At 42.5% G+C, this 10,589-nt stretch carries 4 protein-coding genes; 3 read left to right on the top strand and 1 reads right to left on the bottom strand.

Annotated features, from left to right (window positions below):
- The first annotated feature begins 295 nt into the window (after window positions 1–295).
- The gene (locus tag AACV78_RS11775) at window positions 296–1,186 is read left to right on the top strand and encodes an alpha/beta fold hydrolase (protein WP_194008376.1); all 891 of its coding nucleotides are present in this window, start codon (window positions 296–298) and stop codon (window positions 1,184–1,186) included.
- 935 nt (window positions 1,187–2,121) lie between these two features.
- Here AACV78_RS11775 and AACV78_RS11770 read toward each other — a convergent pair.
- Window positions 2,122–3,003 (bottom strand): Cof-type HAD-IIB family hydrolase, encoded by an 882-nt coding sequence (locus AACV78_RS11770; RefSeq protein WP_194008375.1) that lies wholly within the window; start codon window positions 3,001–3,003, stop codon window positions 2,122–2,124.
- A gap of 588 nt (window positions 3,004–3,591) precedes the next feature.
- Here AACV78_RS11770 and AACV78_RS11765 point away from each other — a divergent pair.
- Both AACV78_RS11765 and AACV78_RS11760 read left to right on the top strand, forming a co-directional pair.
- A complete protein-coding gene (locus tag AACV78_RS11765) occupies window positions 3,592–9,105 on the top strand; it encodes a trifunctional serine/threonine-protein kinase/ATP-binding protein/sensor histidine kinase (RefSeq protein ID WP_194008374.1) in 5,514 nt (1,837 codons plus the stop codon).
- 47 nt (window positions 9,106–9,152) lie between these two features.
- Window positions 9,153–10,565 (top strand): adenylate/guanylate cyclase domain-containing protein, encoded by a 1,413-nt coding sequence (locus AACV78_RS11760; protein ID WP_194008373.1) that lies wholly within the window; start codon window positions 9,153–9,155, stop codon window positions 10,563–10,565.
- Window positions 10,566–10,589: the final 24 nt, after the last annotated feature.

The raw sequence follows: 10,589 nt of genomic DNA, 5'->3' as shown, positions 1-10,589 counted from the left end.
CATTTGTCCGATGTTATTTGTGAGTGGCTACCAATAACTGATGACTAATGACTAATGACTAATGACTAATGACTAATGACTGATGACTGATGACTGATGACTAATGACTTCTGCTATGATGAAAGTGGTTAAAGAAACTTTACATAATAGCCGTGACAAGCGAATTTCAAAGGTGATACCCGCCACGCGATCGATCCGTGGAATCAATCGAAAGCATCTAAAATCTCAAATCCTCAAGCCCCCGACTCGATCCGTGGGGTAAATCCAAAATCTAAAATCTAAAATCTAAAATTGAATGACTGCACAACAATTAGTATCTGCAACGAGTTTTGAGAAGCTGATTTGGACTTGGAAAGGTCACAAAATCCAATATACCGTCCAAGGAACCGGCCGCCCTTTGGTGTTGATTCACGGGTTTGGGGCTTCGATCGGACATTGGCGGCAAAATATCCCCGCACTCGCGGCGGGCGGCTACCGGGTATTTGCGCTGGACTTGCTGGGATTCGGGGCTTCTGGCAAACCGGCGCTTGATTATACGCTGGAATTGTGGGAAGAATTGCTGACAGATTTCTGGACAGAATTGGTACAGGAACCGGCTGTATTTGTCGGAAATTCGATCGGCGCTTTGCTGAGTTTGATGGTAGTCGCCAACCATCCAGAAATATCTGCAGGGGGTGTGTTAATTAACTGTGCTGGCGGGCTCAACCACAGACCGGAGGAATTGAATTTCCCGCTGCGAGTAGTGATGGGGACTTTTACTAAATTAGTTCGATCGCCCGTCATCGGCCCGTTTGTCTTCAACAACATCCGCCAAAAACACCGCATCCGCAACACCCTGCGCCAAGTCTACGGGAACCGCGAAGCCATCACCGACGAACTCGTAGAACTCCTCCACGCGCCCTCCTGCGAGCCCGGAGCTCAACAAGTTTTCGCTTCCATTCTCACAGCCCCAGCGGGCCCTCAACCGTCAGAATTACTGCCAAAGGTCGATCGTCCGTTACTGGTACTTTGGGGTGCAGACGACCCCTGGACTCCCATCGCCGGCAGCAAAATTTACCAAGAATTAGCCGCCAACGATAAACCAGTGAAATTTGTTTCAATTCCCAACACCGGCCACTGTCCCCACGACGAGCGGCCCAGTGAAGTCAATGCTCTGATTTTGGACTGGCTGCAGGAATTGAACTAAAATTTTTCGGGGGAATGCCAGAAAAAGGCGATCGACCAAAACCCTTGCACAGCCAAGGTTCTGCCTCCATCCACCGCACCCGCCGCCCGGATTGGAAAGACTAAAAAAAAACTTTACTAAAAAGTCTTGACACATTCGGGCGAGTCGGCTATATTGATGGACGTGTGAGGAGCGAACCAGAGAAAGCACCGAGACGAAACACGGCCAGTCGTCGGTGCTTTTTCTGTGAAAAGGCACTTTTAAGAATTGTAGGTTAGTTGAAATCCTCGGCGGTTAGAAACAGCGTCTATACAAACCGTTTCCGCCTCTGGAGATTAAGAAATATAGAATTAGAGAGAAATGTGCGATGGCTTACGCCCCGCTACGCTACGACTCTTTAACCCGCGGAGGCGCGTGAGTGTTTTTGTAGACGCGGTTTCAACCGCCGGGTTTTTGGGTCTTCAACTAAGAAATATAGAATTAGAAATCCTCGGCGGTTAGAAACCGCCTCTTGTCAAACCATGTCCGCCGACGCGGACTAAGAAATATAGAAATCCTCGGCGGTTAGAAACCGCCTCTTGTCAAACCATGTCCGCCGACGCGGACTAAGAAATATAGAATTAGAAAGAAATGTGCGATGGCTTACGCCCCGCTACGCTACGACTCTTCAACCCGCTGGGAGTCGGTGAAAGTTTTTGTAAACAGATATCTTGCACCAATCGTGTGGAAGCTTTTTATGGGCGGGCTCTCCTGCCCAACCCTACTCCCCACAAGAAAATGGTGCAAGATGTGAATTTTGACCGTCATTCCTGCGTTATATCAAATCCTCTCTTCATCGGAATAGTAAATTAACAGTTAACAGTTAACAGTTAACAGTTAACAGTTAACAGTTAACAGTTAACAGTTAACTTCATGTCTGAGTGCAACCGGAATTGATATTATTCGTGCTACAAATATCAGCGATCGCCCAAAACAAATTGTTCGATCGCAGCCACCACCCCATCTTCCTCCACATCCGGCGCCACCCAATCAGCAATAGCCTTCACACCATCAGGAGCATTCCCCATCGCCACGCCCACACCCGCGTAGGAAATCATTTCTAGATCGTTAAAATTGTCGCCGATCGCCATCACCTGAGCCGGCTGCAAACCCAAAACTTTTTCGGCTAAATACTGCACCCCATCTCCCTTACTCGCCAAAGGATGCGTAGCTTCAAAAAAAGTAGCCACCGATTGAGTCAAATAAAGCTCCGCAGGCGTGTAGCGCTTCCGCATCATGCTGAGTAAGCCGTGGAGTACCTCTGGATTTTCGCACAAAGCCAAAACCTTCGTCGGTTCCCCCGGCATATCTCGCCGCAAATCTGGAATTACAATTGGTTCAATGCCCGATCGTTCGGCATAAATTCGGGTAGCTGCAGTAATTTCCGGTACGTAAAGTTTGTCGTCAATATAGAAATGGATCGAAAGGAGCGATCGGTAATCCAGTGCTTCAAAATGCTCTAATAGTTGCAGAGCAGTTTGTTTCGACAGCGGCAAGTGTCGCAGTCGCTTTTGAGTAGCTGGATCTTGAATCCACGCGCCCTGGTAGCAAATCAGCGGCAAAGTTGAGCCAATTTCTGAGTGAAAACGCAAAGCCGATTTGTACATCCTGCCCGTAGCGATGGCCACTTTCACTCCCCGCGACTCGGCAGCCAAAACTGCCTGCTTGACGGGTTGTCGGATGTCATTTGACAAACCTGCGATCGTGCCGTCGATATCTAGTACCAGTAGTTTAATCTCTGCGGTACCAAAAGCGCGATCGGTAGCATTCGCTGGATTTGAGGCAATTATATTCTGCATGATTTTGAAATTTTAGCTGTTGATTTGCACCCACCAATTTATTTTGGCACTGGCACATAAGTTTTGTTTGCATCTAAATTGTCTGTTATCTTTGAGGAGGACATTGGAAGAGCCAGAAAAGCCAGAGCACAAAAGGATGGAGACGATTTGACTACCAACGGAAACAAATCATTGAAATATACAATAATTTAAATGCCAGTAGGGCCTCCGCTGCTCGCCCAGAACTCTCTCAAGAGCGCCTCAAACCACTTTTTGTCTGAGTCCCGATCGCAGCCGATTTACCGATTCGCTTACCCTTCCTCTTGATGCGATCTTGATTTATACCATTTTTCTAAAGATGTGCTGTGGATGAAGTCTTAGCCCCCCCTTCGTAAGGGGGGGGTTGGGGGGGTAATATCTAGGGCTACTTTAGGAAATTGGTATTACACTTACCTCACAGTATCGCAGGCAATATCTTAACCATTATCTCACCATTCATTCCCGCTTATTCAATTGAAAAGTATCCTTCAAAAATAATCATTTATTTCCCGTTTATTCAGCTCAAATTATCAACTTGAGTTTTTACTTTGCCAAACACCCTCAAACAGCATGATTACCATTCCAGGATATCGCATAGACGGAGAAATTTATACAAACGATCGCACAGTTATTTATCGAGGAATGCAGCTTGAACAACAAAAACCAGTTATCCTCAAAACTCTCGCGCAGCCCTACCCAACCCCAGCACAAATAGCCCAACTCCTGCACGAAGCAGAAATCCTCAAAAATTTGAATTTCCCAGGAACAGTTAAGCTTTACAAACTCGAAAAATACAATCACGTTCCTGTTTTAATTTTAGAAGATTTTGGCGGCATTTCTCTCAAAAAATTTCTTACCAACAACCAGCTAGAGTTACAACAATTTCTGCAAATCGCTATCAAACTAGCAGAAACTCTCGGCCAACTCCACGAACACCACATCATCCACAAAGATCTTAAACCGAGCAATATTATTGTCAAAATCGAGACGGGGGATGTCAAAATTGCTGATTTTGCGATCGCCTCCCTGCTACCGGGCGAAAACCCCGCCCTCCACCATCCCAATTTACTCGAAGGCACCCTCGCCTATATGTCGCCAGAACAAACTGGCCGCATGAATCGGGCGATCGACTACCGCACCGATTTTTATTCTCTCGGCATCACTTTTTATGAAATGCTCTGCGGTGAAGTGCCTTTTAGTGCGATCGATCCGATGGAATTAGTACATTGCCATATTGCCAAAAAACCACTTGCTCCTTGGGAGAATCAAAAACAAAAAATCAAAGGCATAATCAATCAATCACAAACCGACGAAATTCCTCAAGTCGTTTCCGATATCGTCATGAAACTATTAGCAAAAACCGCCGAAGACAGATATCAAAGTGCTTTCGGACTTGGGTGCGACCTAGAAAAATGTCTCTTTCAACTGGAAACCACCGGCGAAATTTCTCACATCACCCTCGGCGAGCACGATAGGTCAAGTAACCTGCAAATTTCCCAAAAACTTTACGGGCGAGAAGCCGAAGTTAATCTGCTTCTCGATACCTTCGATAGGATGAGACAGGGAAATACAGAAATAGTATTAATTTCCGGTTCTGCAGGTATGGGAAAATCATGCTTGGTCTATGAAATTCACAAGCCTATCCTCCGGGAAAACGGGTATTTTATAGATAGCAAATTTGAAAAATTTAAGCGCGATATTCCCTACGCTTTTTTGATCCAAGCTTTTCAAGACTTATTGCGCCAAATTCTCACAGAAACATCTGCCAAACTTCAAGTTTGGAGACAAAAAATATTAAATGCCCTCGGCGGAAACTGCCAAGTAATTATTGAAGTTCTTCCCGAAGTACAAATGATTGTCGGGCCGCAGCCCCCAGTGCCAGACTTAGGATTACATGAATCACAAAATCGCTTTAATTTAGTATTTCAAAAATTCATTCGAGTCTTTGCTCAAAAAGCACATCCCTTAGTAATTTTTCTCGACGATTTGCAGTGGGTAGATTCAGCATCCCTTAAGTTGATCCAACTGCTAGCAACAAACCTAGAAAATCAATATTTATTAATTATTGGAGCCTACAAAAAACAAGAACTTAACGCAAACCATCCTGTAATGCTGACCGTCGAAGCAATTAAAAAAGCAGGCGGAAATTTCAGCGAAATATCCCTTTCGCATTTAGATATTACCAGCGTCAATCAATTTCTTGCAGATAGTCTGAACTGCTCGCCAGAAAAATCACTAGATTTAGCAGAATTGCTTTTCCAAAAAACTGGAGGCAATCCCTTTTTTCTAACTCAAATTTTAAAGTATATTTACTCAAAAAAACTGCTGCAATACAAATTTACACCTTCCGATACTTCTGTCGATATAGTCGAACCTAACATTTATGAGTCGAATCCTCAAACAGCATATCCAGCTTTGAGAAAATGCGAAATTGCAGGTGAGTGGCAGTGGGATATCGAGCAAATACAAGAAATAGGAATAACTGACAATGTTGTAGAATTAATGATCGATCACATTCAAAAACTTTCAGAAACCACCCAGGAAATACTAAAATTAGCTGCTTGTGTTGGCAACAAATTTGATTTAGGAATTATCTCAAAAATTTGTGAAAAATCTCTAGTTTCCGTAGCAGCAGACCTCTGGGAAGCTCTTCATTCAGGTCTGATTGTGCCCGTGAATAACGCCTACAAAATTCCGCTCGCACTAGCAGCAACTACAGAAGTAACCGACCAAATATCTAGAGATTTTACCGATGAATTGTCCCTACCAATCGCTGATGCTGCTAGCGCGACTTATAAATTTTTGCACGAACGAGTTCAACAAGCAGCTTATGCTTTAATATCCGAACCCCAAAAACAAGAAACTCATCTCAAAATAGGCAGATTTTTGCTACAAAACGCACCTCCAGAGCAATTAGAAAACTATGTTTTTGATATAGTTAACCAACTAAATGCAGCCAGAGAAATCATCAGCAGTGAATTAGAAAAATTTCAATTATGCAAATTAAATTTAATTGCAGGCCGCAAAGCAAAAGCTAGTGCAGCTTATGAACTGGCTGTCAAATATTTAACCGTAGGTATTGAATTACTTCCGCAGGAAAGTTGGCAAACCGATTACGATTTGACTCTGGCACTCTACGAGTCAGCGGCAGAAGCTGCTTACCTCAATACCGAGTTTGAACAAATGGAAAAATGGGCAGAAATTGTCCTACAACACGCAAAGAATGAACTAGATAAAATCAAAGTTTGTGAAATCAGAATCACAGCTTGTACGATGCAAACAAAACTGCAAGAAGCTGTACAAATTGGTAGAGAAGCACTAAGAATGTTAGGATTCAACTTGCCAGAGTCGCCAGTTCCCCTCCACATTCAGCAAGCAATGGCCCAAACAGTAGCGTATTTAGGCGACAAAAAAATAGAAGATTTAATTAACTTACCTGTGATGACAAATCCGCGCAAGTTAGGAACTATGCGCGTGCTTTCCAGTATGTTTGCAGCTACGTTTATAGTTGAACCAGTGCTGTTACCGCTGATTGTATGCCAGCAAGTTAATTTATCGATTAACTACGGAAATTCGGTTTTTTCGGCTTTTGGTTATGCTAATTACGGAGCAATTTTACAAAGAATAATTAGAGATATTGAATCAGGCCATAGCTTTGGTCAATTAGCTTTGAATTTGATCGATCGACTAAATGCTTTAGAATTTAAAAGTAAGATTCTTAATTTAGTTGCATTCGTTTTGATGCACGGCAATCATCATGTTAAGGACACTTTGCCACTGTTAGAAGAAGCCTATCAAAGCGCCCTGGAAAATGGTGATTTAGAATCCCTAGGATATGCGGCGGTAAATATTTGTCAGTCTTTGTATTTCATCGGTCAAGAATTGATGCCGCTAGAGCAAAAAATGGCTAATTATAACCATTTGTTATTTCAACTCAAGCAAGAAACGGTATTGACTTGGAATCAAATATATCAGAAAACAGTTTGGGAATTGATGGACAATACGGATACTTCCAATCTTTTGTTATGTGAAAATTATAGCGAAGAAAAGTTGTTACGACTGCTATTGAAAGCTAAGGATCGCGTCGGTTTGCAGCACTTTTATTTGCAAAAGTTAATATTAGCATATTTATTTGGAGATATTGAGCTAGCCCTAGACAATGCAGCACAGGCCGAACTTTATTTAGATGGAGTGGCGGGCTTTATTAATGTTCCTGAATACCATTTTTACGATTCTCTCACCCGACTTGCAGCATATCCACAAGCAACAAATGAGGAACAAGAAGAGCATCTTTTTTACGCCAGCAGCAACCTCAAAAAACTCCAAATAAAATCACTTTCTGCGCCGATGAACCTCCAGCACAAATGCGACTTGATCGAGGCAGAAATAGCGCAAACTCTAGGCGATATTGTCAGAGCAATGGAATATTACGACCGTGCAATTGCCGGAGCTCAAGAAAACGGATACATACAAATACAAGCACTCGCAGCAGAATTAGCGGGAGCATTTTATTTGTCCATAGGACGAGAAAGAATTGCTAAGAGTTACTTGATAGAAGCGCGTTATTGCTATCAGCGCTGGGGTGCACAAGCCAAAGTAAGACATTTGGAATCAAAATACTCGCAGTGGCTAACTTTAGCCTCAATTTCAACTAATATCGAAACTCGCAAATCTACCAGCAGCTCCTGCACTACGAGCGACAGTGCGGGCGTGCTAGATTTGACAACCGCAGTCAAAGCTTCACAAACATTAGCCAGCGAAATAGTTCTCGACAAACTACTGGCAAAGATGATGAAAATTGTGATTGAAAATGCCGGGGGAGAAACAGGATTTTTAATACTCGAAAAAGATGGTAAATTGGTTATTGAAGCATCGGGTTCTGTGGATGCCGATCGCGTTGCTGTCATGCAATCAATTCCTATAAATTTTGTAGATGAAGAGCGAGAAGAAACTTTGCTATCAGTTGCAGTTGTCAACTACGTCGCCCGCACCCAGGAAAGTATAGTTTTAAATGATGCCAGCCACGAAGGACAATTTACTAACGCACCTTATATAATTGCTTTTCAACCTAAATCAATTCTTTGCACTCCGTTAATCCACCAAGGTAAACTAAGCGGCATTCTATATTTAGAAAACAATCTGACTACAGGTGCATTTACGCCAGAAAGGTTAGAAATATTGCAACTGCTGTCTTCTCAAATTTCTATCTCGATAGAAAACGCCCAACTTTACACAAACTTGCAGCAATTCAATCTGAATCTCGAAAAGTTAGTACAGCAGCGTACTTCGGAGCTCTCGCAAACTTTAGAAGACTTAAAGTCTGCCCAAAAGAAACTGGTTGAATCGGAAAAAATGGCCGCCCTTGGTGGGTTGGTTGCAGGTGTTGCCCACGAAATCAATACTCCCATCGGCATCGGCATCACCGCCGCTTCTTTGTTGGCGGAAAAAGTCACAAAATTTTTTGAGCTTTACAGCAAGGGGCAAATTAAACGTTCCGAGTTAGAAAAGTTTCTGGATACGGCCATGCAAAGCAGTAATATGATCTTATCAAATTTGACGCGGGCGGCTGACTTGATTCACAGTTTTAAAGAAGTGGCTGTAGATCAGTCGAGCGAATTACAACGCACGTTTAACCTAAAAAATTATCTTGAGGACATTTTGACATCTTTAACCGCCAAACTAAGAAGAACTAAACACAAAATAGAGATTAAAGGCGATGAAAATATTGTACTGGACAGTTATCCTGGTGTGTTGTGTCAAATTGTGACAAACCTGGTGTTTAATTCCCTGGTTCACGCTTACGATGGAGAAGACGAAGGGATTCTGGCTTTTGATTTTAAGCTAGAGGGCGATCGGCTAATATTTGAATATGCAGATAACGGCAAAGGAGTTTCCCCAGAAAATCTCAGTAAAATCTTTGAACCATTTTTTACTACCAAAAGAGGTAAGGGCGGCACAGGATTGGGACTGCACATTATTTATAACCTCGTTACGCAAAAGCTCAAAGGTACAATTACCTGCGAAAGTCAATTGAACAAAGGTACAAGATTTATGATGGAGTTTCCAGCTAAAATTAGTAATTAGTTATTATACCACGAGTTTTCATACAATTTTATTTAGGAGAGGGATTAATGTCAGAAGCTAGTAAAAAACTTTTCGCTGCGAACGATGACGAATTAATAGCGTTGGGCGACGATGAATTAATATTTGCGGAAGAAGACGAGACCCAAGAACAACCGATTCCAGAAAGTTGGAAAATCTTAATTGTAGACGATGAAATAGAAATTCATAATATTACAAAGCTAGCTTTAAATGAATTTACATTTGAAAACAAATCCCTCACATTTATCAGCGCTTTTTCTGGTAAAGAAGCCAAAGAAATGATCCAAACTCATCCAGATGTAGCATTAATTTTACTGGATGTAGTGATGGAAACAGAAGAGGCAGGCTTGGAAGTTGTAAAATACATCCGCGATATTTTAGACAATAAAATAGTACGAATTATTTTGCGAACCGGACAGCCGGGACAAGTGCCGGAAGATGTTGTAATTGTCAGCTACGATATTAACGATTACAAAACTAAAACAGAACTCACAAACAAAAAGTTATTTACCACAGTAGTGACAACGCTGAGAGCATTTCGCGCCCTGACTCAAATCGAAGCTAGCAAAAGCGAACTTGAAAAGATTGCAATAGCTTCGGCCCGCTTTGTCCCCCGCGAATTTTTAAAGTTTCTCAAAATTGAAAGCATTGTTGATGCCAGATTGGGAGACTCTGTACAGGCGGAAATGACGATTATGTTTGCCGATATTCGCTCATTTACAAGTCTGTCAGAAAGTATGTCTCCTAGAGAAAATTTTGAATTTCTCAACTCTTACTTAAGCCGAGTTGGCCCAGTTATCCGCCAGTATAACGGTTTTATAGATAAATACATTGGTGACGGAATTATGGCTTTGTTTCCTAACCGTGCTGAAGATGCGGTTCAAGCGGCAATTGAGATGCAGCAGCAAGTTAAAATTTATAACAGACACAGGCAAAATAGCGGATATCAACCTATTTCGATAGGGATTGGTTTGCATACGGGAACTTTAATGTTGGGTACTATTGGCGAAGCGGAACGGATGGAAAGTACGGTAATTTCTGATGCTGTGAATTTAGCCGCGCGTGTGGAAGGATTGACAAAGCTTTACGGAGTCGGTATTGTAGCTAGCGTCCAGACTCTTTGTCGAATAGACGATCCACAAAATTATAAGTGTCGGTTTCTCGATCGCGTTCAAGTCAAAGGAAAACAAACGCCTGTTGCTGTTTTTGAAATTTACGACGGCGACTCGGATACGATGATCGAACTAAAAGGACAAACCCAAACTGATTTTGAACAGGGCATTTTTTTTCACTACCAGCAACAATTCGCGCAAGCAAGGCAAATGTTTCTGCGCGTTTTGCAAGTCAACAAGTATGATAAGGCAGCAGCTTTTTATGCCGATCGCTGCGATATGTTGATGAAGAATGCTGTCATTATGACTTTGGAAGGAATTGAAATTTAGGGCATGGGGCATGGGGCATGGGGC

The organism is Tychonema sp. LEGE 07196, assembly GCF_963890365.1.
Classification (GTDB): domain Bacteria; phylum Cyanobacteriota; class Cyanobacteriia; order Cyanobacteriales; family Microcoleaceae; genus Microcoleus.
Note: the sequence above shows the minus strand (reverse complement) of the source record. Positions and strands in the feature narration are given on the sequence as shown.

Excerpts from the sequence above, each read along its gene's own strand:
- AACV78_RS11765 (WP_194008374.1), top strand. The coding sequence starts at position 3,592 with ATGATTACCATTCCAGGATATCGCATAGACGGAGAAATTTATACAAAC.
- AACV78_RS11760 (WP_194008373.1), top strand. The coding sequence starts at position 9,153 with ATGTCAGAAGCTAGTAAAAAACTTTTCGCTGCGAACGATGACGAATTA.
- AACV78_RS11775 (WP_194008376.1), top strand. The coding sequence starts at position 296 with ATGACTGCACAACAATTAGTATCTGCAACGAGTTTTGAGAAGCTGATT.
- AACV78_RS11770 (WP_194008375.1), bottom strand. The coding sequence starts at position 3,003 with ATGCAGAATATAATTGCCTCAAATCCAGCGAATGCTACCGATCGCGCT.